The organism is Pseudoxanthomonas suwonensis, from assembly GCF_010093235.1.
GTDB classification, from domain to species: Bacteria; Pseudomonadota; Gammaproteobacteria; order Xanthomonadales; family Xanthomonadaceae; genus Pseudoxanthomonas; species Pseudoxanthomonas suwonensis.
The window spans coordinates 1-25,213 of sequence record NZ_PDWP01000026.1 but is presented as its reverse complement, the minus strand read 5'-3'; the positions used below and the strand labels follow the sequence as shown (position 1 = coordinate 25,213).

General features: G+C 71.5%; 19 protein-coding genes and 1 pseudogene. 2 read left to right on the top strand and 18 right to left on the bottom strand.

The features are described from left to right. Positions 1-37 precede the first annotated feature (37 nt). The 14 genes from CSC68_RS12670 to acs all read right to left on the bottom strand — a co-directional run bounded on the left by CSC68_RS12670 (position 38) and on the right by acs (position 16,025). On the bottom strand, positions 38-712 hold the full coding sequence (locus CSC68_RS12670) for a DUF484 family protein (RefSeq protein WP_162203908.1): 675 nt from the start codon (positions 710-712) through the stop codon (positions 38-40). Further along, positions 709-1,548, bottom strand: a complete 840-nt coding sequence (dapF, locus tag CSC68_RS12665; RefSeq protein WP_162203907.1) for a diaminopimelate epimerase — start codon at positions 1,546-1,548, stop codon at positions 709-711. The genes CSC68_RS12670 and dapF overlap by 4 nt, the downstream gene beginning before the upstream one ends. Beyond that, positions 1,541-1,789 (bottom strand): LPS translocon maturation chaperone LptM, encoded by a 249-nt coding sequence (lptM, locus tag CSC68_RS12660; RefSeq protein ID WP_162203906.1) that lies wholly within the window; start codon positions 1,787-1,789, stop codon positions 1,541-1,543. Before lptM ends, dapF begins: the two co-directional genes overlap by 8 nt. Before the next feature lie 50 nt (positions 1,790-1,839). Then, positions 1,840-2,250 carry a YbaN family protein gene (locus tag CSC68_RS12655; protein WP_162203905.1) on the bottom strand — a complete coding sequence of 137 codons (411 nt, stop codon included), beginning with the start codon at positions 2,248-2,250 and terminating at the stop codon, positions 1,840-1,842. A gap of 104 nt (positions 2,251-2,354) precedes the next feature. Continuing rightward, positions 2,355-4,508 carry a S9 family peptidase gene (locus tag CSC68_RS12650; RefSeq protein WP_162203904.1) on the bottom strand — a complete coding sequence of 718 codons (2,154 nt, stop codon included), beginning with the start codon at positions 4,506-4,508 and terminating at the stop codon, positions 2,355-2,357. A gap of 95 nt (positions 4,509-4,603) precedes the next feature. Next, complete coding sequence (locus CSC68_RS12645) at positions 4,604-6,715, bottom strand: prolyl oligopeptidase family serine peptidase (RefSeq protein ID WP_162203903.1); 2,112 nt, start codon at positions 6,713-6,715, stop codon at positions 4,604-4,606. Positions 6,716-6,941: 226 nt separating this feature from the next. Beyond that, positions 6,942-7,283 (bottom strand): hypothetical protein, encoded by a 342-nt coding sequence (locus CSC68_RS12640; protein ID WP_246193564.1) that lies wholly within the window; start codon positions 7,281-7,283, stop codon positions 6,942-6,944. 272 nt (positions 7,284-7,555) lie between these two features. Beyond that, complete coding sequence (locus CSC68_RS12635; protein WP_162203902.1) at positions 7,556-8,524, bottom strand: helix-turn-helix transcriptional regulator; 969 nt, start codon at positions 8,522-8,524, stop codon at positions 7,556-7,558. A 100-nt stretch (positions 8,525-8,624) separates the two neighbouring features. Next, positions 8,625-9,530, bottom strand: coding sequence for a hydroxymethylbilane synthase (gene hemC / locus CSC68_RS12630; protein WP_162203901.1), 906 nt, complete (start codon positions 9,528-9,530; stop codon positions 8,625-8,627). 93 nt (positions 9,531-9,623) lie between these two features. After that, positions 9,624-10,346 carry a LytR/AlgR family response regulator transcription factor gene (locus CSC68_RS12625; RefSeq protein WP_162203900.1) on the bottom strand — a complete coding sequence of 241 codons (723 nt, stop codon included), beginning with the start codon at positions 10,344-10,346 and terminating at the stop codon, positions 9,624-9,626. Between the two features lie 100 nt (positions 10,347-10,446). Then, positions 10,447-11,106: an alpha/beta hydrolase gene (locus CSC68_RS12620; RefSeq protein ID WP_211365754.1), complete on the bottom strand. Its 660-nt coding sequence runs from the start codon at positions 11,104-11,106 to the stop codon at positions 10,447-10,449. Between the two features lie 55 nt (positions 11,107-11,161). Then, positions 11,162-13,093, bottom strand: coding sequence for a glucans biosynthesis glucosyltransferase MdoH (gene mdoH / locus CSC68_RS12615; protein ID WP_425501251.1), 1,932 nt, complete (start codon positions 13,091-13,093; stop codon positions 11,162-11,164). Between the two features lie 160 nt (positions 13,094-13,253). Next, a complete protein-coding gene (locus tag CSC68_RS12610; protein ID WP_162203898.1) occupies positions 13,254-13,922 on the bottom strand; it encodes a response regulator transcription factor in 669 nt (222 codons plus the stop codon). A 159-nt stretch (positions 13,923-14,081) separates the two neighbouring features. Then, on the bottom strand, positions 14,082-16,025 hold the full coding sequence (acs, locus tag CSC68_RS12605; protein ID WP_162203897.1) for an acetate--CoA ligase: 1,944 nt from the start codon (positions 16,023-16,025) through the stop codon (positions 14,082-14,084). Between the two features lie 318 nt (positions 16,026-16,343). Between acs and CSC68_RS12600 the strand changes: the two genes are divergently transcribed. Next, entirely contained in the window at positions 16,344-17,705 is a 1,362-nt protein-coding gene (locus tag CSC68_RS12600; protein ID WP_162203896.1) for a DcaP family trimeric outer membrane transporter, read from the top strand. Positions 17,706-17,722: 17 nt separating this feature from the next. Beyond that, positions 17,723-19,390, top strand: a complete 1,668-nt coding sequence (locus CSC68_RS12595) for an MFS transporter (protein ID WP_162203895.1) — start codon at positions 17,723-17,725, stop codon at positions 19,388-19,390. Positions 19,391-19,833: 443 nt separating this feature from the next. Here the strand turns inward: CSC68_RS12595 and CSC68_RS12590 are convergent, their stop codons facing one another. The 4 genes and pseudogenes from CSC68_RS12590 to fmt form a co-directional block, all read right to left on the bottom strand. Continuing rightward, positions 19,834-21,087, bottom strand: a complete 1,254-nt coding sequence (locus tag CSC68_RS12590; protein WP_162203894.1) for an O-antigen ligase family protein — start codon at positions 21,085-21,087, stop codon at positions 19,834-19,836. 88 nt (positions 21,088-21,175) lie between these two features. Continuing rightward, entirely contained in the window at positions 21,176-22,894 is a 1,719-nt protein-coding gene (locus CSC68_RS12585) for an ArnT family glycosyltransferase (RefSeq protein WP_162203893.1), read from the bottom strand. Positions 22,895-22,914: 20 nt separating this feature from the next. Continuing rightward, a complete protein-coding gene (rsmB, locus tag CSC68_RS12580) occupies positions 22,915-24,213 on the bottom strand; it encodes a 16S rRNA (cytosine(967)-C(5))-methyltransferase RsmB (protein ID WP_162203929.1) in 1,299 nt (432 codons plus the stop codon). Positions 24,214-24,231: 18 nt separating this feature from the next. Continuing rightward, positions 24,232-25,113: pseudogene (gene fmt / locus CSC68_RS12575) on the bottom strand (methionyl-tRNA formyltransferase); the annotation flags it as partial. Between the last annotated feature and the right edge of the window lie 100 nt (positions 25,114-25,213).

Genomic DNA, 25,213 nt, shown 5'->3' with positions numbered 1-25,213 from the left:
GATGCGGACGGACGCCGGCGCCGGCGACGCGCCGCGGTCAGGCCTCGAAGCGCTGCAGCGCGGTCGCCAGGGCCTCGCCCATCATGCGCAGGAACAGCGTACCCATGCCCGGGTAGAAGCGGTTGGGATCGTGGCTGCCGACCGCGACAAGGCCGACGCCGGCAAGCGGCAGCAGCGCGCTGGACTGCACCTGCTCGCGCGCGTCCCCGTACAGCACGGTGTTCTTGTCGCCATGCAGGCGTCCGCACAGCGGCTCGCCGGAGGCCAGCGCGTCGCGGAAGGCGGCCAGCTGCGGCGAGTCCTCCGGGATCACGCGCAGCCATTCGGCATCGTCCACGCCCTCGACCGGCTGGAACGCCACGATCCGCACCAGGTCGCCGGCGAAGTCCTCGGCCAGCGAGGCGGCCATCGCGCGCAGGGTCTCGGCGCGGCTGTCCTGGCGCATCAGCGACAGGGTCAGCTGGTGGGTACGCACGGCCAGGCGCTCGTTGGCCTGGGCGTTGGCCGACAGGTCGGCCAGCCGCCGCGACAGCTCGCGGTTCTTCTCGCGCAGCACTTCCAGCTGGTAGCTGGCCAGCGAGGCGGTGCGTCCATCCTCGCGCGGCACCACCAGGCTCTGCGCCAGGTCGGGGAACTGCCTGAGGAAATCCGGATGCCGGCGCAGCCATGCGGCCACCTCGTGCGCGCCGAGTTTTTCCTGGGTCTCGCTCATTGCTGCCACTCCCCTTCGAATACGAATGCGGCCGGTCCGGCCATGATGATTGTCGCGTCGTCGCCGGCCCAGGCGATGCGCAGGTCGCCGCCGGGCAGCGACACCGTGGCCTCCCGCGCGATGCGGCCGCGCCGCACCAGCGAGGCGACCGCGGCGCAGGCGCCACTGCCGCAGGCCAGGGTCTCGCCGACCCCGCGCTCGTACACGCGCAGGCGGATATGGTCCGGCGCCAGCACCTGGGCGAAGCCCACGTTCACCGACCGCGGGAACGCGGCCGAGGCCTGCAGCGCGGCGCCGATGCCGGCCACGTCGGCACGGTCGACGTCCTGCACCTCGATCACCGCGTGCGGGTTGCCCATCGACACCGCACCGAAGGCCACGCGCCGGCCGTCGAGCTCCAGCGCGTACTCCGCCGCCCCGGCGTCGAAACCGGCCAGCGGCACGCCGGCCGGGTCGAACCGCGGCGCGCCCATGTCGACCGCATAGCGGCCGTCGCCCAGCACCTGCACCTGGTGGCTGCCTGCTGGGCTGTCGATCACGAAGTGCTCGCCCCTGGCGGCGCCGTCGCGCACCAGCCACGCGGCGACGCAGCGCGCGCCGTTGCCGCACTGCCCGGACGGGCTGCCATCGGCGTTCCAGATGCCGTAGGCGGCCACCGCGCCGGCGCTGCGCGGCGCCTCGATGGTCAGGATCTGGTCGCAGCCCACGCCGCGGTGGCGGTCGGCCAGGCGCGCGGCGAGCGCCGCGTCCGGCGGTGGGCTGCCGTCGCGCAGGTCCAGCACCACGAAGTCGTTGCCGGCTCCGTGCATCTTGCTGAAGCGCAGGCGCTCAGCCATCGACGCCTTCTTCCGCCGCGTCGTCCTCCTGCGGGGGCAGCGGCTCGGCCGGGGTGGCGGGCACGGCGGCCGGCGCGGGCTCGTCCGGCTCCACCGGCGCGGTGGCGGGCGGCGTCGGCAGCCCGGACTCCACCGGGACCGGCTTCTGCGGCATCACCAGGGGACCCTTGTTGCCGCACGAGGCCAGCAGCGGAAGGCCGGCGAGCAGCAGGAGGAAGGCGGGGCGTCGAATGGTATCCATGCGCCGAGTATAGCGACGCGGGGGAGCAGGCCCGTCGCCGGGCGCCGCGATCAGCACGGCGGTCCGGCGCCCTGCGGAGGTTCCGGCCGGCACCACAGCCAGGTGCCGACCACGGCCATGCATGCAATCGGCAGCACCACCATCCAGCCGCGGTGCGAGGGCACGGCCAGCATCACGCCCAGGAGGATCGCGGCGCAGGCCAGCATCGCCCAGGTCGCCGCCCACTTGGCCCGCCGTGGCACGGCGCGGTGCTCGCGCCAGGCCAGGATCACCGGGCCGAAGCGCGGATGCTCCAGCAGGCGCCGTTCCAGCCGCTTGGAGCCGCGTGCCGCCGCCCAGGCGGCGACCAGGATGAACACGGTGGTCGGCAGGCCGGGCAGGAAGATGCCGACGATGCCCACGCCGAGGCTGGCGTAGGCAAGCAGCCACCAGGCCCAGCGGAAGCGGTCGGGAGTGCCCATCGCCGCATCATAGGCCGACGGGCGTGGTCCGTCCGTGCCGGCACCCGGCGCGGCACGGACGGGCGGCATGCATGAGGGGCAGGCTCGCCCGCGCACGCACGCGGTCAGGGCGTGGACGCCACGCCCAGCTGGTCGAGCACGAAAGCGTAGTACTCGGCCTGTTCGCGGAAGCGGCGGAAACGACCGGACTTGCCGCCGTGGCCCGCGTCCATGTTGGTGCGGAACACGATCGGCGCGCTGCCGGTATTGAGGTCGCGCAGCTTGGCCACCCACTTGGCCGGCTCCCAGTACTGCACCTGCGAGTCCCACAGGCCGGTGCCGACGAACATGGCCGGGTAGGCCTGCGCGCGGACGTTGTCGTACGGGGAGTACTTGAGCATGTACTCGTAGTACTGCGGTCGCTCGGGATTGCCCCACTCGTCGTATTCGTTGGTGGTCAGCGGGATCGACGGGTCGAGCATGGTCGTGACCACGTCCACGAACGGAACCTGGGCGACCATCACCCTGTAGTCCTGCGGCGCCTGGTTGGCGACCGCGCCCATCAGCAGTCCGCCGGCGCTGCCGCCCATGGCCGCGACCCGGCCCGGCGCGGCGTAACCCTGCGCCACCAGGGCGCGGGTGACGTCGACGAAGTCGTTGAAGGTGTTCTGCTTCTTCAGCAGCTTGCCGTCCTCGTACCACCTGCGGCCCATCTCCTGGCCGCCACGGATGTGGGCGATGGCGTAGACCACGCCGCGGTCCAGCAGGCTCACCACCGGGCCGTTGAAGCCCGGGTCCATGGAAATGCCGTAGCTGCCATAGGCGTACTGGAACAGCGCGGCGGTGCCATCCTTCCTGAAGCCCTTGCGGTAGACCAGCGAGACCGGGATGCGCACGCCGTCGCGCGCCTCCACCCACAGCCGCTCGGTGACGTACTGCGAGGGATCGTAGCCCGGCACCGGCTGCTGCTTGAGCAGGCGGCGTTCGCCGGTGAGCACGTTGAGCTCGTAGGTGGTGGCCGGGGTGGTCAGCGAGGTGTAGCCGTAGCGCAGCCACTGGGTGTCCGGCTCGGCATTGACCGACAGGCCCATCGAGTACGCCGGCTCGTCGGCGGCGACGTACTGCTGGCCGCCGTCGGCGCGCAGGATGCGCACCCGCTCCAGGCCACCGGAACGTTCGCCCCCGGCGGTGAAGCCGTCGAACAGCTCGTACTCCTCGATGAACACCTCGGGGTCGTGCGGCAGCCAGTCCTGCCACTGCCTGCGCGAGGGGGCGTCGCTGGGCGCGGGGACCAGCTTGAAGTTGGTGGCGCCGTCGGCGTTGGTGCGGATCACCCAGCGGCCGCCGTGGTGGTCGGCGTCGTACTCGACGTCGCGCTGGCGCGGCGCGAGCACCCGGAACTCGCGCGGATCCGCGGCCGGAGCGTAGCGCACCTCGGAGGACACGGTGCTGTCCAGGCCGATGGTGATGTACTTCTCGTCGCGGGTGCGGCCGATGCCCATGTAGAAGCTGTCGTCCTTCTCCTCGTACACCAGCGGGTCCTGTTCGGCCGGCGTGCCCAGCACGTGCTTCTTCACCCGCACGGTCAGCAGGGTCTCCGGGTCGTTCTCGACGTAGAACAGGGTGCGGTTGTCGTCGGCCCACACCAGGTTGGGCGAGACGCCCCTGATGGTGTCCGGATAGACCTCGCCGGTGGCCAGGTTGCGGAAGCGGATGGTGTACTGGCGGCGGCCGACGTCGTCCTCGGCCCAGGCCAGCAGGGTGTTGTCGGGGCTGACCTCGTAGTCGCCGACGCTGAAATAGTCCTTGCCGGCGGCCAGTTCGTTGACGTCCAGCAGCACCTGCTCGGCGGCGAAGTCGCCGGCCTCGTTGGCGGCCTGGATAGAGACCGCGTCCACGCCGGCGCCGTCCCGGCGGCGCGCATGGACCGGATAGTCCCTGCCCTTCTCGTAGCGCGCGTAATACCACCAGCCGTGCTCGCGGTAGGGCACCGAGCTGTCGTCCTGCTTGATGCGCGCGACGATCTCCCCGTACAGCTTGTCCTGCAGCGGCTTCAGCGGCGCCAGCAGCTGGTCGGCGTAGGCGTTCTCGGCCTCCAGGTAGGCCAGCATCGCCGGCTCCTGGCGGCTGTCGTCGCGCAGCCAGTAGTAGTCGTCCTGGCGCTGCGCGCCGAACGGCGTGGTCACCGTGAACGGCTTGCGTTCGGCATCGGGCGGGGTGGCGGCGGCGGGATTGATGGTCATCAGTACGGACAGTGCGAGCAGGAGGGTCATTCTCATCGATGCGGTCCCGGTGCGGGTGACGGGGCGGTAGCGTTGGGGACGGGCGCCGGAAGCGGAGCGCCCCCGGACGGGCCGGGGGCGCGGTGGGCTGCCTACTTCTTCGCCTTGGCCGGCTGGTTCAGCCGCTGCCAGAGGAAGGCATAGGCCAGGGCGCTCATGTGCGCGGCCTGGGCGTTGTTGGCCGCGCCGCCGTGCCCGCCCTCGATGTTCTCGTAGTAGGTCACGTCCTTGCCGGCGTCGATCATCTTCGCCGCCATCTTGCGCGCATGGCCCGGGTGGACGCGGTCGTCGCGGGTGGAGGTGAGGAAGATCACCGGCGGGTATTCCTTCGCCGGATCGAACAGGTGGTACGGCGAGAAGGTCCTGATGAACTCCCAGTCGGCCGTGTCCGGATTGCCGTACTCGGCCATCCACGAGGCGCCGGCCAGCAGCTTGTTGTAGCGCTTCATGTCCAGCAGCGGCACCTGCACCACCACCGCGCCGAACAGCTCCGGGTACTGGGTCAGCATGTTGCCGGTCAGCAGGCCGCCGTTGCTGCCGCCCTGCACGCCCAGGTGCTGCGGCGAGGTGATCTTGCGCTTGACCAGGTCCTGCGCCACCGCGGCCATGTCCTCGTACGCCCGGTGGCGGTTGGCCTTGAGCGCAGCCTGGTGCCAGCGCGGGCCGTACTCGCCGCCGCCGCGGATGTTGGCGACCACGTAGACGCCACCGCGCGACAGCCACGCGCGGCCGAGGCCGCCGGAGTACGACGGGGTCAGCGAGATCTCGAAGCCACCGTAGCCGTACAGCAGGGTCGGCGCCTTGCCGTCCAGCTTCAGGTCCTTCGGGCGCACCAGGAAGTACGGCACGCGGGTGCCGTCCCTGGAGGTGGCGAAGTGCTGCTCGATCACGTTGCGGCTGCTGTCGAAGAACGACGGCATCGCCTTCAGCTGCTCCGGCGGCTGGCCGATGGTGGCCAGCGACAGCGTGGTCGGGGTCAGGTAGTCGGTGGCGGTCAGCCACACCGCATCGGACTCGTCGCTGTCCACCGCCGACACGCCCAGGGTGCCGAACGCGGGCGCGCCCACGAACTCGCTGCGCTTCCAGCCGCCGGCGCCCGGGGTGAGCACGTGCAGGCGGTTCTTCACGTCCTCCAGCACGTTGAGCACCAGGTGCGAGCGGGTCCAGGCGAAGCTGGCCAGCGAGCTGCGCTCGGTCGGCTCGAACAGCACCTCGAACTCGCGCTTGCCGGCCATGAACTCGTCGAACCGGGCCGCCAGCAGCGAGCCGGCGGCATAGGTCCTGCCGCCCACGGTCCACGGTTCGCGCAGCTCCAGGGTGAGCCACTCGCGCTTGACGCCCTTGTTGGCCGAGTTGGGCGCGTCGACCTTGGCCAGCTTGCCGTCCTTGCCGACCAGGTACAGCTCGTCGTTGTAGAAGGCGATGGTGCGGCTGACGAAGTCGCGCTCGAAGCCCGGGGTGTCGTCGTGGTAGGCGGCGATGTACATGTCGTCGGCCTTGCCCTCGTACACCACTTCCGCCGATTCCAGCGGGGTGCCGCGCTTCCAGCGCTTGGCGATGCGCGGGTAGCCGGACTCGGTCATCGAGCCGTCGCCGAAGTCGGTGTAGACGTAGACGGTGTCCTGGTCGATCCAGCCCAGGCCGCCCTTGGCCTCGGGACGGAAGAAGCCGCCTTCGATCCAGGCCTTGTTCTTCAGGTCGAACTCGCGGGTGACGTCGGCGTCGGCGCCGCCGCGCGACAGCGCGATCAGGCAGCGCTCGTAGGCCGGGCGCAGGCAGTCGGCGCCGTGCCAGACCCAGTTCTCCCCCTCGGCCTTGTTCAGCGCGTCGAGGTCGAGGATCACCTCCCAGGAAGGATTGGGCTTGCGGTATTCCTCCAGCGTGGTGCGACGCCAGACGCCGCGCTCGTGGTTACGGTCCTTCCAGAAGTTGTAGTAGTAGTCGCCGATCTTCTGCACGCCCGGGATCTTGGCGTCCGAGTCCAGGACCTCGCGGATGCCGGCCTCCATGGCCTTGAACTCGGGGGTCGAGGCCAGGGCGGCATCGGTCCTGGCGTTCTGGGCGCGGACCCAGTCGAGCTGGCGCTCACCGGTGACGTCCTCGAGCCACTGGTAGGGATCGTCGGCCATGTTGGACTCCTGGGCATGGGCCGCTCCGGCGGCGACAAGGCCGGCGACGAGGCAGGCCTGGGCGAGACGCGACATCGGTTACTCCGGGGGATCTGGAACGACCCGCGAAGCTAGCACAGCGCATCCCGGCCACACGTCTGCCGATGGTCAGGGGGCGGATGCCGCGCCGGCGGCCGGCACATGGCGTGCCTCGGTCCAGCCGCCCCCAACCCCCTTGGCCTGGCCGCGCCTCCGGATCCCGGGAGCTTGCGCGGCCAGGTGCCGGAGCGGCCGCGGGACGGCCCCGGCACTCCGGCCGCCTTCAGGCGACGGCGCGGCGACCGAAGCCACCCTGGCGGCGGACGCCACGGCGGCGCGCCTGGGGCCGCGGCCGCAGCTGGCGCAGGCGCCGGACCAGGACGGGCGCGGCCGCCGGCAGGCGGAAGCGGTGCAGCGCCCACCAGGCCGCCAGCGGCATGCCGACCAGCCAGAGCGGCAGCCAGCCGATCCATTCCGACGAACCGCGCAGCTGGGGCACCAGGCATACGCCCAGCAGGCCGGCGGCGAACCAGTAACGCAGCACGCGTTCCAGCACCGACTCGGGCGCATCGTCGGCCTGCGGCTGGCGGGGGAAGGCGGCGGGGCTGGGGGACCAGATCGACATGGCGGCGGCTCCTTGTTGGGAGGCGCAGGGTGCCGGGGGCCCATCTCACGGGCTGCGATGGTGCGCACCTCCCCTGCGGGGGAAGGATCGGGGGGAGGTTCGGGCGCCAGGTCGGGCGCCGCCCGTGCCTGCAGGAGCCTTCCACCGGGCAGGAACGTTGCAACCAGTCCCGTGCTCCCGCCCGGAGAGCCAGGAGTTCCAGTTCCTGCGGGCGAACACTCCGTTGGGCTATCGGCCCTGTCCCGGAGGGAGAGGGCGCATGGCCCCCGCCCTCAGCGGTCGTACTGCGACAGCGCCAGCGACAGCAGGCTCTTGGCCTGTTCGCGCAGCACCGCCGGTTCGACGATCTCGGCGTCGGCGCCGTAGTGCAGCACGTCCATCAGCAGTTCGCGTGGCACGCTGTAGGGCACCTTCAGCTCGTAGCGGCCGTCGGGCAGGAAGCGGCCCTGCTGCTTCGAATGCCAGTGCTCGTCGGCCACCCAGCGCGCGACCTTGGGGCTGAACACGATCGTGGCCCAGCCCTTGGGCTCGCCGGAGAAGATGCCGTAGCTGGAGGCGAAGTGCTGGTCCAGCACCGCGTCCTCCACGTCCTGCGCCGGATCCTCCAGCAGCCGCGCCTGCATGATCCGGTCCACGGCGAAGCTGCGCAGCGCCTCGCGCTCGTGGTCCCAGGCATCCAGGTACCAGTTGTCGCGGTAGTGGGTGATGCGCTGGGGCGAGACCTTGCGGCGGGTGGTCTCGTCGGTGGAACGGGCGCGGTATTCGAACGCCAGCCGGCGCCGCTCCAGCACCGCCGAGGCGACGGCGCGGAAGCTGGTCTCGTCCAGGCGGCGGCCGCGGTGCGGGATCACCCGCACCCGCTCGACCGGCCAGCGGCTGGTGCCGGCCTGGGCGGCCAGCAAACCCTCGATGCGCTGCTGCAGGGGCGCCAGCACGCTGGACAGCACGCCGGCGCCGGTGCGCCGCAGCAGCTGCTGCGAGGCCAGCAGGGCGTACAGCTCCTCGGAGCTGAGCCACAGCCCCGGCAGCTCGAACCGCTCGCTCTCGGCGGCGGCATAGCGGAAGCCCGCCTCGCCATCGCCTTCGACCGGCGCCATCAGCGCGTCGCGCAGGAAAGCCAGGTCGCGATAGACCGTGGCACGGGAGCAGCCGAGCTCCTCCTGCAGCCGCGGCACGGTCACCGGGTAGCGCGCCGCCTTGAGGATGCGGTGCAGCGCGTTGATGCGTTCGTAGCGGTCCATGCCGCCGATTATGCTTGGTTGCAGGCGCCCCTGCGACGGGCTTGGCGGACACCCCGGGACCGCGTCGTCCGCCGGCCCCGGCGGCCGCTCCGCCGGACGCTTACAGGAACTCGCCGGCGCCGCGTTCCAGCAGCTCGGCGGCCAGGCGCCGGCCCAGGGATCCCGGATCGGCCGCCGCGCCCTCGCCTTCGGCCCGTACCGCGCGGCCGTCGGCGGCCGAACCCACCAGCGCCTGCAGGTGCAGCGCGTCCCCGCGCAGCTCGGCGAACGCGGCCACCGGCACGTGGCGGCTGCCATGCAGGCTGGGGTTGAGCGCGCGCTCGGCCTCGATCACGGTGCGGCTGGGCGCGTGCTCCAGCACCGAAAGCAGGCCGATGGTGCGCTCGTCGCCGGCGCGGCACTCGCAGGCGACCACCGCCTGCGCCGGCGCCGGCAGCCACTGCGGCGGCAGCAGGCGCGCGCGGATGCGTGCATCCAGCCCGAGGCGCTGCAGGCCGGCGCAGGCCAGGATGATGGCGTCGTAATCGCCTGCGTCGAGCTTGGCCAGGCGGGTGTTGACGTTGCCGCGCAGGTCACGCAGCTGCAGGTCCGGGCGGCGCGCGCGCAGCTGCGCCTGGCGGCGCAGGGAAGAAGTGCCGACCACCGCGCCCTGCGGAAGCGCGTCCAGGTCCGGATAGGCGTTGCTGACGAAGGCGTCGGCCGGATCGGCGCGCTCGAGCACGGCCGGCAGCACGAAGCCCGGCTCCAGCTCCATCGGCACGTCCTTGAGCGAGTGCACGGCGCAGTCGGCCTCGCCGCGCTCCATCGCCAGCTCCAGCTCCTTGAGGAACAGGCCCTTGCCGCCGATCGCCGCCAGCGAGCGGTCCAGCACCTCGTCGCCGCGGGTGCTCAGCGGCACCAGCACCACCTCCAGCCCGGGATGGGCCGCGCGCAGGCGGGCGGCGACGTGTTCGCTCTGCCACAGGGCGAGCGGGCTCTTTCGGGTGGCGATGCGCAGGGTGTCCATGCGCGCATTATCGGCGATGGACGCGGCCGGCGCCTTGCGCGGGGCGCTTGCGCGGGCGGCCAGTCCCTGTACCGGCCCGCCCGCGGCGCCCGTTCAGGGCTGCTGCAGGGCCTGCCGCAGCTGCGGCACGCAGCGCCGGCTGACTTCCAGCGGGGCGCCGCCACTGCGCAGCAGCGCCTGCACGTGGCCATCCGGGCTGCGGCGCAGCTCCGCCAGCTCGCGCCGCGCCACCAGGCAGTTGCGGTGGATGCGCACGAACAGGTCGCCGAACTCCTCCTCCAGCGAACGCAGCGATTCCTCGATCAGGTCCTCGCCGCGACTGTGGTGCACGACCACGTACTTCTCCTCGGCCTGCAGGTAGCGCACTTCCTGCAGCGGGATCACCCGCAGGCTGCCGCGCAGGCGCGCGCACAGCTGGGTGCGGCGCTGCGGCGCGGCGCTGCGTCCGGCGAGGAACGCGCGCACCCGGTCCAGCGCGGTGGCCAGGCGCTCCGGCCGCACCGGCTTGACCAGGTAGTCGATCGCCGCGGCCTCGAACGCCGACAGCGCGTGTTCGTCGTAGGCGGTGCAGAACACCACCGCGGTGGCCGGATCGCTGCCGGCCAGGCGGCGGGCCACTTCCAGCCCGTCCATGCCGGGCATGGCGATGTCCAGCAGCACCGCATGCGGCTGGTGCACGGCACAGGCGTCCAGCACCTGGCTGCCGTTCCCGGCCTCGGCTACTACTTCAACTCCCTCATCCCCTGAAAGAAGCGTGCGCAGGCGCTCGCGCGCCAGCGGCTCGTCGTCGGCGATCACCAGCTTAAGGCTGTGCATGACAGATGTCGGATTTTCCCCACGGCCATGGTAGCCGCGCCGGAGGGGCCCCGTCATCCACCCGTGCCAGGGGCGGGATCCCGCCCCCACGGGTAACGGTTCAGCGGAACCGCCGCTCCATCCAGTCGCCGAGATCGGCGATCTCCTGGGCGCAGACCTGGTGGGCCATCGGGTAGTGGTGCCATTCCACCTCCAGACCCGCCTGCTCCAGCGCCCGCGCACTGGCCAGGCCGTGCTGGATGGCGATCACCGGATCGCTGTCGCCATGGGCGTAGAACACCGGCTGGGCCACCGCATCGACCGCGCGCGCGGCCGCCGCCGCGGCGCCGCCGGGCAGGTAGGTCGACAGGGCGATGAGCCCGGCCAGCGGCTCGCGCCGGCGCAGGCCGGTGGCCAGGGTGATGGCGCCGCCCTGCGAGAAACCGGCCAGCAGCAGGCGCGAGGCCGGGATGCCGCGCTCGGCTTCGCGCGCGATCAGCGCCTCGACCTGGGCGATCGATTCCTCCACGCCCGCCGCATCGGCGCGGGTGGCGAAGTCCATGCCGACGATGTCGTACCAGGCGCGCATCGGCACGCCGCCGTTGATGGTCACCGGACGCACCGGTGCGTGCGGGAACACGAAGCGCAGCGCCGGCCAGTGCGGACGCACCAGCTCCGGGACGATCGGGGCGAAGTCGTGGCCGTCGGCGCCCAGCCCGTGCAGCCACAGCACGGTCCATTGCGGGTTGGCGCCGGTTTCCTGTTCGACGGTCTGCAGCAGCATGGGATTTCCCGGAAAACGAAGCGCCACAGTATGCCCGGCCGCGGCGGCCGGATCAGCCGCGGGCGCGCAGCTCGGCGGCGCGGCGCAGGACCGGCGGCGGCTGCAGCTCCTCGGGGATGCACAGGATGCGGTGCCGGCGCAGCCACTGCCCGGCCGAGCGCGATGAGGTCAGCCAGACGGTCGGGATCGACAGCACCATGCCCGCCACCACCGGCAGCATCCACAGCGCCAGGCCCGGCGAGACCGCCCAGGCCAGCAGCCCCATGAAGACGCCGAACAGGGTGATGCCGCCGTAGCTGCCCAACAGGGCCGACAGCGGCACGCTGCCATCGTCGCGCTGCTGCGCTTCCCAGCCCGAATCGCGGCCGGCCAGCACCTCGGCCACGCCGCGCGACTGCCGGAACATCACGATCGGCGCCATCAGCGCGGCCAGCACGCTCTCGATCAGCACGCCCGCCAGGACGCGCGCGGCACCACCGCAGCCACGGCGCTCGGCCGGATCGGCCAGCAGCGCCACGTAGCCCAGGATCTTGGGCAGGAACAGCATCAGCATGGTCGCGCCGAACAACCAGGCCACGCGCTCGGCGTCGTGGCGGGTCCAGTACTCCACAGGCGAGAAGCCGGCCAGCTGGAAGCCGTCCCAGGCCAGTTCGGTGTGGTACAGCGGGATCGCCAGGCCGACCAGCATCAGCATGGCCCACATCGGCGCGGTGAAGTAATGGCCGATGCCCACCGCCATGTGGCTGCGGCTGACCCAGTGCAGGCCGGCGGCGCCGACCACCTTCATGTGCTGCAGGTTGCCCTGGCACCAGCGGCGGTCGCGCACCATCATGTCGCTCAGCGAGGGCGGGCCTTCCTCGTAGCTGCCGTCCAGCTCCGGCACCAGGTGCACGGCCCAGCCGGCGCGGCGGATCAGCGCGGCCTCGACGAAGTCATGGCTCAGCACGTGGCCGCCGAACGGGCCGCTGCCGGACAGCTCGGGCAGGCCGGCGTGGGCCGCGAACGCCTCGGTGCGGATCATGGCGTTGTGGCCCCAGTAGTTGCTCTCCGAGCCATGCCACCACGCCACGCCATGGCCGATCACCGGGCCGTATACGCAACCGCCGAACTGCTGCATGCGCGCGAACAGGGTGTTGCCGTTGACCACCCGCGGCAGCGTCTGCAGCACGCCCACGCCCGGATGCGCCTCCATGGCGCCGGCCAACCGGACCAGGGTCTGGCCGCTCATCACGCTGTCGGCATCCAGGATCAGGAACTGCGGGTAGGCCGCGCCGAAGCGCTGCACCCAGTCGCCGATGTTGCCGGCCTTGCGCCCGCGGTTGTCGGAGCGGCAGCGGTAGAACAGGCGACCCTCGGCGCCCAGGCGCTCGCGCAGGGCACGGAACTGCTCGACCTCGGCGGCCACCACCTCGGGCCGGCGGCTGTCGCTGAGCACGAAGAAGTCGAACGCCTCGAGCTGCCCGGTTTCGGCCACCGATTCGTACACCGCCTGCAGGCCGGCCAGCACCCTTGCCGGATCCTCGTGGTAGGTGGGCACCAGCAGCGCGGTGCGCGATCCCAGGCGTGGCAGCGGGCTGCTTGCCGACAGCCCGAGCGGATTCCCGCGGCGCGCCAGCAGCACGCAGAAGCCGGCGAAGGCGGTGACGCTGGACAGCGCGATCCACGCGAACAGCGGCACGAACAGCGCCAGCAGGCACAGGTCCAGCAGGCTCAGGCCCTCGACACGCAGCACCTGGGTCATGCCGAAGCTGGCCCCGGCGGTCAGCAGGGCGGTGGAACCGACGATGGCGGCGCGGCGCCAGCCGATGCGGGCCGGCGAGGTGGCCGGACGTCCGGGCGCAAGCCTGCCTTCGCGCAGCGACTGCTGCGGCATGGGCAACGGGGCGGCCGGCGGCAGCCAGGCCTCGGCGGCCAGCGCGCGCGGCGGCGCCGGCGCGGGGCGACTCGGAACGGCGGTGCCGATCGACTCGGTGACTGGGAACACGGGGGGTCTCTCCCTGGGTCGCAACCAGAGACTGTATGGGAACAGTTCGATGCGTCCAGGCTATTGTGCGCCGCACCAAGGCGGCTGGCACCCCTGCCCGGCCCGGCCGTTCAGCCCGGTGTTTGGCTTGCGAAGAGGCTCCTGGCCTGCTCCGGCCGCGTCAGTCCTCGCCCTCCGGCGGCACCACCAGGCCGTCCGGATCCACCGCCAGGCGCCCGGCCATCAGCACCGCCTGGGTGCGGTTGCCCACCCCCAGCTTGCGCAGGACCGCGGTCACATGGGCCTTGATCGTGGCCTCCGAAACGCCCAGGTCGTAGGCGATCTGCTTGTTCAGGCGACCCTCGCCCAGCATCTGCAGGACCCGGAACTGCTGCGGGGTCAGCTCGCGCAGGCGCTGGGCGACCTCGTGCTCGTCGCGCCCGATCGCCGGCGCCGCCGCGGCCGCGGCCGGGGCCCAGCGCTCGCCGTCGAGCACGGTGCTGATCGCGGTGCCGATGGTCTCCGAGTCGGCCGACTTGGGGATGAAACCCAGTGCGCCATGGTCCAGCGCGCGGCGCATCACCCCGGGCTCCTCGCGCGCGGAGACCACCACCACCGGCAGCTGCGGATGCTGGGCCCGCAGGTGCACCAGGGCGCTGAAGCCATGCGCCCCGGGCATGTTGAGGTCCATCAGCAGCAGGTCCGCGTCCGGATGTGCCTCCACCAGCGCGTACAGCGCGTCCACGCTGTCGGCCTCGTGCAGCTCGGTGCCCGGCAGGATCCGCTGCACCGCCCCGCGCAGGGCCTCGCGGAACAGCGGATGGTCGTCGGCGATCAGGATCATGGACATTCAAAGGCCGTGATTGGGGATTGGTGATTCGGGATTCGCAAAAGCGGGGGAGCATGTGTCGCTGCCCCCCAGTGTGACCGAACGGAGCAAGGCTTTGCTCCTACGAATCACCAATCACGAATCCCGCTGACACAGACGAATGTCTGGTAATCCCGGCTCCTACTTCACCTTGCGCTCGGAGACCAGCGACTCGACCACCGACGGGTCGGCCAGGGTCGAGGTGTCGCCGAGCTGGTCCGGGGCGTTCTCGGCGATCTTGCGCAGGATGCGGCGCATGATCTTGCCCGAGCGGGTCTTGGGCAGGCCGGCGGCCCACTGCAGGTGGTCCGGCGTGGCAATCGGGCCGATCTCCTTGCGCACCCAGGCCACCAGCTCCTTCTGCAGTTCGTCGCTGGGCGACTCGCCGGCCTTGAGGGTCACGTAGGCGTAGATGCCCTGGCCCTTGATGTCGTGCGGGAAGCCGACCACCGCGGCCTCGGCCACCTTCGGGTGCGCCACCAGCGCGCTCTCCACCTCGGCGGTGCCGATGCGGTGGCCGGAGACGTTGATCACGTCGTCGACGCGGCCGGTGATCCAGTAGTAGCCGTCCTCGTCGCGGCGGCAGCCGTCGCCGGTGAAGTAGGTGCCCGGGTAGGTGCGGAAGTAGGTGTCGATGAAGCGCTGGTGGTCGCCGTAGACCGTGCGCATCTGCCCCGGCCAGGAATCCAGCATCACCAGATTGCCCTCGGCCGCGCCCTCCAGGACCTTGCCATCGGCGTCCACCAGGGCCGGGCGCACGCCGAAGAACGGCAGGCTGGCCGAGCCCGGCTTGAGGTCCATCGCGCCCGGCAGCGGCGAGATCAGGATGCCGCCGGTCTCGGTCTGCCCCCAGGTGTCCACGATCGGGCAGCGGCCGTCGCCGACCACGTCGGAGTACCAGCGCCAGGCCTCGGGATTGATCGGCTCGCCGACGCTGCCGAGCAGGCGCAGGCTGGAGCGGCTGGTCTTCTTCACCGGCGCCTCGCCCTCGCGCATCAGCGCGCGGATCGCGGTCGGCGCGGTGTAGAAGACGGTGACCTGGTGCTTGTCGATCACTTCCCAGAAGCGCGACACGCTGGGGTAGTTGGGCACGCCCTCGAACACCAGCGAGGTGGCGCCGTTGGTCAGCGGGCCGTAGACGATGTAGCTGTGGCCGGTGACCCAGCCCACGTCCGCGGTGCACCAGTAGATGTCGTCCTCGCGCAGGTCGAAGATCGCCTCGTGGGTGTAGGACGCGTACAGCAGGTAGCCGCCGGTGGTGTGCAGCACGCCCTTCGGCTTTCCGGTCGAACCGGAGGTGTAGAGGATGAACAGCGGATCCTCGGCGTTCATGCGTTCCGGCTCGCACTGCGCCGGCTGGCCGTCGACCACGTCGTGGAACCAGCGGTCGCGCGGGGCCTGCATGTCGACCGCGCCGCCGGTATGGCGCACCACCAGCACGGTCTCGACGGTGTTGGTGCCCGGCAGCTTCAGCGCGGCGTCGACGTTGGCCTTCAGCGGGATCTTCTTGGCGCCGCGCAGGCCCTCGTCGGCGGTGATGATCAGCTTGCTGCCGCAGTCGGCGACGCGGTCGGCGATGGAGTTGGGCGCGAAGCCGCCGAACACCACCGAGTGGATCGCGCCGATGCGCGCGCAGGCCAGCATCGCCACCACCGCGTCGGGGATCATCGGCAGGTAGATGGTGACGCGGTCGCCCTTGCCCACGCCCAGGTTGCGCAGGGCGTTGCCCAGCTTGCACACGCGCTCGTACAGCTGCCGGTAGGTGACCTTCTGCACCGGCGCGTCCGGGCTGTCGGGCTCGAACAGGATCGCGACCTTGTCGCCGCGCTTGGCCAGCTGGCGGTCCAGGCAGTTGACCGAGACGTTGAGCTCGCCGTCGGCGAACCAGCGGATGCGGAAATCCTCCAGGTCGTAGCTGACGTCCTTGATGACGGTCGGCTTGCGGTACCAGTCCAGGCGCTCGGCCGCCCTGGCCCAGAAGCCCTCGGGATCCTCGACCGATTCGCGGTAGAGGCGCTGGTACTCGTCCTTGCCGATCCGGGCCTTGGCGGCGAACTCGGGCTTGACGGGGTACAGGTCGGACATGGCTTCCCTCCTCCAGATGCCAGTGACTGGACGTCGCGCAAAGAGGCACGACAACGGCCCCAGTTTGACGCAAGGTTCGTGACGCAATGCAGCACTATGGCTACTACATTGGTCGAAAGGCCGACGCCGCCGGAGCCCGTCCCGACGGGCGGACCGAGCAACGGCGCGGCGCGGGGCCCCTGGACCCCGGTTTTTCGACTAATGGCGAATAGGCGCTCGCACGCCCCCGTGCGAAGTGTGACCTCGCGACCGGCCGCGAGGGGCGGAAGGCCGCCATTTCCGAGCACTCATTCGCAGCAATATAGGGAGAGAGGGGCAATGAGCATGCATCCCGCAAGACTGGTGCGCAGGCCGCTGGCAGCCGCAATGCTGCTCGCGCTTGCCGTGCCGGGCGCCGCGCTGGCGCAGAGCGACCGCGAGAAGGCACTCGAGGCGAGGGTGGCCGAACTCGAACGCCAGGTACAGGCGTTGCTGACCACCACGCAGCAGCAACAGCAGCAGATCACCACCGTCCAGGCCCAGTCCGCGCAGCCGGCGGTGCCGGCCGGCAAGCAGCCGGTGCAGGCGACCACCATCACGCCCAACGCCACCCCGGGTACCACGTTCTCGTACACCGGCTTCATCAAGATGGACGCGATGGTCACCGAGACCAGCGACGGCCGCATCGCCGACGGTTCCTCGGGCCGCCTGTTCTACGTGCCCAGCACCATCCCGGTGGGCGGCGCCGGCGCCGACGGCGGCGACCCGTACGCCGACTTCCACGCCCAGTTCTCGCGCTTCGGCCTGGGCGTCGACCACGTCACCGCCAACGGCGACAAGCTCAAGGGCTACGTGGAGGCGGACTTCTTCGGCGGCGGCAGCAACGCGCTGGCCGGCAACGAGACGGCCACCAACACCTATGCCGTGACCCTGCGCCATGCCTACGTCAGCTGGAACAACTGGCTGGCCGGCCAGACCTGGTCCAACTTCATGGACGTGGCGGCGCTGCCCGACGCGGTGGACTTCGTCGGCCCGACCGACGGCACCGTGTTCGTGCGCCAGGCCCAGGTGCGCTACACCAACGGTCCGTGGTCGGTCTCGATCGAGAACCCGCAGACCACGGTCACCCCGTACCTCGGCTCGGGCGCCCGCTTCAACAGCGGGGACAACGTCGCCCCGGACATCACCGCGCGCTGGCTGACCAAGGGCGACTGGGGCCACTTCACCGTCGCCGCCCTGCTGCGCCAGTTCAAGTGGCTGGAGGAGACCGAGACCGGCGGCGCGCTGAGCCTGTCGGGCAAGTTCAACCTCGGCGCCAACGACGACATCCGCTGGGCGGTCAACGGCGGCAGCGGCATCGGCCGCTACCTGGCCTTCGGCATCGGCAGCGACGTGGTGGTCGACGCCAACGGCGGCCTGCAGGCGCTGGACGGCTACGGCGGCTTCGTGGCCTGGCGCCACGCGTTCAGCCCGAAGGTCCGCACCAACCTGATGTACGCCGCGTCGCACTTCGACAACGACACCGGCATCACCGGCTTCGGCGTCACCGAACGTACCCAGTCCTTCCACGCGAACCTGATCTATTCGCCGTTCCCGAAGCTGGATGTGGGTGCGGAAATCAGCTACGGCCAGCGTTCTCTCGAGGATGACCGCGAGGGCGACCTCAAGCGTCTGCATACCTCCATCAAGTACAGCTTCTGAGGAAGGGACACAAACATATGAGCACTGCAGCAGCACATGGCTCGCCCAAGGGCGAGCTCACCGCAGGCCACAAGAAGGTCATCTTCGCCTCGAGCCTGGGCACCGTCTTCGAGTGGTACGACTTCTACCTCTACGGGTCGCTCGCGGCCATCATCGCCAAGCAGTTCTTCAGCGGCGTCAACCCGACCACGGGCATGATCTTCGCGCTGCTGGCCTTCGCCGCCGGCTTCTTCGTGCGGCCGTTCGGCGCGGCCTTCTTCGGCAGCCTCGGCGACCGCATCGGCCGCAAGTACACCTTCCTCGTCACCATCCTGATCATGGGCTTCTCGACCTTCCTGGTCGGCGTGCTGCCCAACTACGCCTCGATCGGCATGGCCGCCCCGGTCATCCTGATCATCCTGCGCCTGGCCCAGGGCCTGGCCATGGGCGGCGAGTACGGCGGCGCGGCCACCTACGTGGCCGAGCACGCCCCGGTCGGCAAGCGTGGCCTGTACACCAGCTTCATCCAGACCACCGCGACCCTGGGCCTGTTCCTGTCGCTGCTGGTGATCCTGGGTTGCCGCCTGGGCCTGGGCACCGAGGCGTTCGAGGCCTGGGGCTGGCGCATCCCGTTCCTGGCTTCGATCGTGCTGCTGGGCATTTCGGTGTGGATCCGCCTGCAGCTGAGCGAGTCCCCGCTGTTCCAGCAGATGAAGGCCGAGGGCAAGGGCTCCAAGAAGCCGTTCCGCGATTCGGTCAAGAGCGGCAACCTGAAGCTGATGCTGCTGGTCCTGTTCGGCGCCACCGCCGGCCAGGCGGTGGTCTGGTACTGCGGCCAGTTCTATGCGCTGTTCTACCTGCAGAGCATGCTCAAGGTCGATTCCACCGTCGCCTACCTGCTGATCGCGGCGGCGCTGGCCCTGGCCACCCCGTTCTTCCTGTTCTTCGGCTGGCTGTCGGACAAGATCGGCCGCAAGAAGATCATCATGGCCGGCTGCCTGCTGGCCGCGGTGACCTACTTCCCGATCTTCAAGGGCCTGACCCACTTCGCCAACCCGGCCGTGGAGCGGGCGGCGGCGCAGTCGCCGGTGCTGGTCGTCGCCGATCCGGACACCTGCTCGTTCCAGTTCGACCCGGTCGGCGGCGCGCGCAAGTTCACCAGCTCCTGCGACATGGCCACCGCCGCCCTGGCCCGCGCCGGCGTGCCTTACACCATCCAGCCGGCAGCGCCGGGCTCGGTGGCTGAAGTGCACGTCGGCGACCTGGCGCCGATCACCTCCTACGACGCCACCGAGTTCTCCGGCGACGCGCTGAAGGCCAAGCAGGGCGAGTTCGCCGGCGCGCTCAAGGCGAGCCTGACCGAAGCCGGTTATCCGGACAAGGCCGCGACCGATGAGATCAACATCCCGATGACCATCCTGCTGCTGTGGATCCTGGTCATCTACGTGACGATGGTCTACGGCCCGATCGCCGCCTACCTGGTGGAACTGTTCCCGACCCGCATCCGCTACACCTCCATGTCGCTGCCGTACCACATCGGCAACGGCTGGTTCGGCGGCTTCCTGCCGGCGATCTCCTTCGCGCTGGTGGCGGCCTCGGGCAACCTGTACTACGGCCTGTGGTATCCGATCATCGTCGCGGTCATGACCCTGGTGATCGGCACGCTGTTCCTGCGCGAAACCAAGGACGTGGACATCACGGCCTGACGGTTCGCCGCAAGCCCCGGCCGGTGCGGCTTCCGCACCGGCCATCCCTTGGCGCCGGCCCCCGTGGCCGGCGCTTTCTTTTTGCGCGGCAAGGGCGACGCGTCGCTGCGGGGAACGCCATCCGCGAGGTACCGGAGGCGGCCATGCCGGATTGCCCTGGCCCCGGCGCGGCCCGCCGGTGTTCCCGCGAGCCGGCGGATCCCGTGGAAGGTCGGCCTGGTCATGCGTGCGGCGCGCGGCTGGGCACTGCTGCGCCGCGTTCGGGTAGGCGAAGATGGCAGGCCGCTCCACGTGACGGCGGCCACAGCCATGCCGCAGCCGGGTCCCGATACCGGAACGCCCCCGGCGCCGGCTGACCCGTGGCGCGTTCCGGCGGAGACGCGTGCAGGAAGGGGTGCGCCCGGGATGCGCCCCAGGCAACGGGCAGTGCCCGACTGCGGCCGTCAGCGGATCTTCGGCGCGGTGATGCGCGTCCTGCGGGCTTCCTCGCGCAGGCCCAGGCCCAGGAGGATGCCGACCAGCGAGGCGTAGACGCTGGTGGTGGTCTGGTGGGCGAACATCGACTGGGTGAAGCCGCACAGCACGAACACCGTCACCACCATGACGCCGCAGGCGGCGATCCCGCGCACGCGCGAGGCGCCTGGACAGCGCACCATCCGCACGAACAGCACCAGCGGCACGCCGTACAGCAGCAGCAGGGATAGCAGTCCCGGCACGCCCATGGTCGCCGCCCACTCGGCCAGGTCGTTGTGCGCGTGGCCCAGGTGGCAGCGCGCCACCGCCTCCGGCGGCTGGCAGTCCGGCAGGTGCTCGAGCATGGCCCGGTCGAACTGGCCGATGCCCACGCCGGTCCACGGCCGTTCGCGGAAGGCCGCAATCGCCACCTGCAGGCGCTCGACGCGGGCGCCGACCGAGGAGTCGTGGTCGCCGGCGTCGATGCGCTCGATGTCCTGCTGCAGCTCGTTCAGCCGCATCTGGCTGCTCATGCCAGGGACCACGCCGACCAGGGCCACGATCCCGGCCAGGCCGGTGGCCAGCAGCAGCATCCGGTAGCGCCAGCTCTGCCAACCGCTGCCGAGCACCACGACCCCTAGCAGGACCAGCAGCCCCGGCCAGGCGCCGCGGGTGCCGCTGCACAGGATCGCGACCGTGCCGCAGACCACCCCGAACACCGCCCAGTGCCAGCTTCCCGGCGGCCGGCAGAACACGGCCACCACCGTCAGCAGCAGCACCACGTCGGCGAACACGATGGCATTGCCCCAGCCGGAAGCGCGCCCCGCTCCACCGAGGACCTGCGCCAGGGCGAGGAGCACGGCGAAGCAGAGGCCGGCCATGGCCCCGCGCCAGAGCCACAGCAGCGAAGGCTGCAGGGCCCAGGCCCACGCCATCACCCAGGGCAGGACCAGCAGCCGGTCGCGGCTGTCGATGCCCTCGCCCGAGGACAGCCGGTCGGAAGCGAAGGCCACGGCGATGGCCAGCAACGCCACGCCGCCGACCAGCGCCATGGGGGTGGCGATCCGGCGCACGCGGCCGACCACGCCCGGCACCAGCAGCGTGGACAGCAGCAGGAGCAGGCCGAAGGGCAGCAGGCCCTTGGGCAGGGTGAGGGTCAGGGCGGGCAGGCACCACAGCGCCCAGTCGGCGCATCGCCGCGCCCAGCGCAGCCGTGGCCCTTCAGCTTGTCCGGTATCGCTCACCGCCTCTTCCCCGGCATCATGCCTGTCGGTCGTCCATGTTCGTCGTTGCACGCGGAATGCTTACTGAGCCGGGGAGCGGTGGTCGGGGCTAGTCATCCCGGTCCCGCCCCTGCTCCGCCGCCGCGCGGGCCCTTTCTTCCTCGGTCGCCTCGCACGGCTCGTCGACCGCGCCCGGCGGCACCAGCCACCAGCGGCGGCGGTTGGAGATACCGGCCAGCTCTATCCGGTCCGGATGCAAGCAGCGTTCCAGCGCGGCTTCCTGGACCAGGAGCCAACGATCCGTCGCCTGCCCCTGCCAGGCGACGGCAAGCTGGAGCTGCTCCTCCCACCGGCGCCTGAAGCCGAAGGTCGTCGCGGGGCGATCGGCCATCAGCAGGTTCTGCTCCTTCCAGGCCACCAGGCCAAGCTCGGCGTCCGGCCCGATGCGGCGGCCCGCCTCGCGCATCACCCCGCGGGCCGAGCTGGCGTCGTTCAGCAGCGGGTAGCCGACCAGGCCGTACAGGGTCCACACGCCGGCCAGGGTGCCAAACAGCGCTGCCGCGACGCGATGGCGGAAGACGAGCAGGCACGCCAGCCCCCATGCGCCGATCGCCAGCAGCATCCAGCCACCGGCCACGACCGCATGCGGGTCGAGCCCGCGCTGCTCACTCAGGCGTTCGTCCAGCGAGCCGGCCCCGGACAGCAGCGAGGCGCCGCCGGCAAGGAAGACCAGCACCAGCACGGCGGCCAGGCCCAGCAGCAGCGGACGCGCCAGCCGCCGGCGCAGCAGGCCCGGCAGCAGCGGCGCCAGGGCCAGGCACATCATCGGCAGGGCCGGCATCACGTAGACGTCGCGCTTGCCGTCGGGAATGGAGAAGAACACGACGATCAGCAGCCACCAGGCCAGCGGCAGCAGGTAGCGCGGATCCAGCCGGCGCAGCCGCCGGCGCCAGGCCGGGATCGCCCATGGCAGCGCCAGCACCGGCGGGATCCACATCGTCGCCATCACGCCGAGGTGGTACCAGGGTGGCTGGTGATGGTCCCAGGACTGCGAGTAACGCTTGGCCGTCTGCCGGAACAGGATGTCGTCCAGGTATTCGCGGTATTCCGGCAGGCCCTGGGAGAGGGCCACGGCGACCACCGGCACCAGCCACGCCCCCACCGCGGCCAGGAACGCCAGCGGGCCCAGCCAGAAGCGCCAGTCGCGCACGTGCAGGCGCACGCCGGGCCAGCCACGCAGCGAGGCGATCGCCGCCGGCAGCACCATCAGCAGGGCCAGCGCGCCCACGCCCTTGGTGATCGTACCCAGCCCGGCGGCCGCCCAGCCCAGCGTCCACCAGCGCCAGGACGGCCCCAGCAGCAGGTGGCGCAGCAGGCCGTAGTTGGCCAGGGTGATGAAGAAGGTCACCAGCGGATCGATCTGCGCCTTCTTCGACTGCCAGGTGAACTGGAACGCGAACAGCAGCGCCCAGGAGGCATACAGGCCCACGCGTCGCGTCCACAGCCGGCCGGCCAGGTCCTGCACGCACCACAGCGTGCCCAGCGCGGCCAGGAAGGACGGCAGCAGGAATGCGATGCGCCAGTTGGCGGTCACCGTGAAGAACGCCGCCTGCAGCCACATCAGCATCGGCGGCTTGTCCGAATACAGCTCGGTGCCGCGGTGCGGGAACAGCCAGTTGCCGCTCTCCACCATCTGCCTGGCCACCAGGGCGAAGCGCGGCTCGTCCGCCGGCCACGGATCGCGCAGGCCCAGCCCGGCGCCCAGCACCAGCACGGCCAGGGTCCAGAACAACCAGTAGTCGTGCTTGCGCAGGTCCCGTATCGCCATGGCTGGGCTCGTGGATCAGGTCACTCGGATTTCCGCAGGCGCGCGTAGAAGAAACCGTCCATGCCGTCCTCGCCGGTCAGCCGCTGCCGGCCGGGACCGGAGGCATGGCCGAAGGACTCCGGCAGCGGCACCGCGGCCGCGTCGGGGGTGCGCGCGAGGAAGGCCTCGACCTGGCCGGCGTTCTCCTCCGGCAGGATCGAGCAGGTGGCGTACAGCAGCACGCCGCCCGGGCGCAGCATGGGCCAGGCCGCGTCGAGCAGGCGTGCCTGCGCGGCGACCAGGGACTCGATGTCCTCGGGCCGGCGGTGCAGCAGGATGTCCGGCTGGCGCCGGACCACGCCGGTGGCCGAGCACGGCGCGTCCAGCAGGATCGCGTCGAAGGTGAAGCCGTCCCACCACAGCGCGGGGGTAGTGGCGTCGACCGGGCGCAGCTGCACGCGCTCGCCGAGCAGGCCGCCACGGCGCAGGGTGTCCTCGACCCGCGCCAGCCGGCGCGGGTCCACGTCCAGCGCCAGCAGTTCCAGGGTCGGATCGCGCTCCAGCAGGTGCGCGGCCTTGCCGCCCGGGGCGGCGCAGGCATCGAGCACGCGCGCGCCCGGTTCCGGCGCCAGGGCATCGGCCGCCTGCTGCGCCGAACCGTCCTGCACCGCCACCAGGCCTTCCTCGAAACCGGGCAGCGCCGCCACCGGCACCGGCGCGTCCACGCGCAGGCCATCGGCCAGGCGCGGATCGACCGCGGCCGCGATGCCCGCCTCCTCCAGTCGCGCGCGGTAATCGTCGCCGCCGACCAGGCGCCGATTGACCCGCAGCCACAAGGGCGCGGGATGGGCACTGGCCTCGAACAGGGCGGCCGCGTGCTCCGGCCAGGCGGCCTCGACCTTGCGCCGCAGCCACTGCGGCCAGGCGTCCGCCGGATCGGCCACCGGGAACCCCTCGCGCTGGGCCCGGCGCAGCAATGCGTTGACCAGCCCGGCCTGGTGCGGCCGGCCCAGCGCACGCGCGGCCTCGACCGTGGCATCCAGGGCGGCGTGCGCCGGCAGCTGCAGCGCGTCCAGCTGGGCGCAGCCGGCCAGCAGCAGCGCGACCAGGGGGCCGTCGGCCGGACCCGGCGGCCTGGCCAGCCAGCCGCGCAGCGCAGCCTCGTAGCGGTGGCGGCCGCGCAGGGCGGCGAACACCACTGCCTCCAGCAGGGCGCGATCGCGCGGATCGGGCAGGCGCGGCAGCACCGGCGCGAGTTCGGATTTCAGCGAGCGGCCGCGGTGCACCACCGCGTCGAGCACGCGCGCGGCGTGCACCCGCACCTCGACGCCCGGGGCCATGGGGCGGGCAGGACGGGACGCGGCGGTGATCGCCCGACCGCCCTCGCGCTGCACGGTACGCAGGCGCAGCACGCCCTCGCCGCAGGCGATGTCGATGCCGTCGCGGCTGGCGCCCAGCAGGGTGCCGGGGACGGCGCCATGGGCCTGGTCCACGGCGATGGCGCCATGGATGCGCAGGCGCTCGCCTGCGACCCGGGCCTCGGCCACCGGCCACGGATTGAAGGCGCGCACGGTGCGGGCCAGTTCGGCAGCCGGACGGTTCCAGTCCAGCCGCGCCTCGGCCTTGTCCAGCTTGTGCGCGTAGGTCACGCCCTCGGCCGGCTGCGGACGCGGCACCGGGCGGATGCCGGCGCGCAGCAGGCCCAGGCCGTCGGCCAGCACCTGCGCGCCCAGCTCGGCCAGGCGGTCGTGCAGCTGGCCGCCGGTCTCGGCCTCGCCGATCGGCGTGCGCTGCTCCAGCAGCACCGGGCCGGTGTCCAGGCCCGCCTCCATCTGCATCAGGCACACGCCGGTCTCGGCGTCGCCGGCCTGGATCGCGCGCTGGATCGGCGCCGCGCCGCGCCAGCGCGGCAGCAGGGAGGCATGCACGTTCCAGCAGCCGTGGGTGGGGATGGCGAGCACGGCCTTGGGCAGGATCAGGCCGTAGGCCACCACCACCATGAGGTCCGGCTGCAGCGCGCGCAGCTGTTCCTGGGCGGCAGGGTCGCGCAGGCTTTCCGGCTGGAACACCGGGATGCCGCGGCCGACCGCCTCCAGCTTGACCGGCGAGGCCTGCAGCCCGCGGCCGCGCCCGGCGGGCCGGTCCGGCTGGGTATAGACGGCCACCACCTCGCCGCGTTGAGCGGCGACGCGCAGGGAAGGCACCGCGAACTGCGGGGTGCCTGCGAATACGATCCTCATCGGGTCATCATCTCCGGATGGCCCGTCCGCCCTGGGGCGGTACCTGTCTCCTATACACATCCGACGCCGCCGACGATCTCCCCTGTTGTGTATCCGGGGG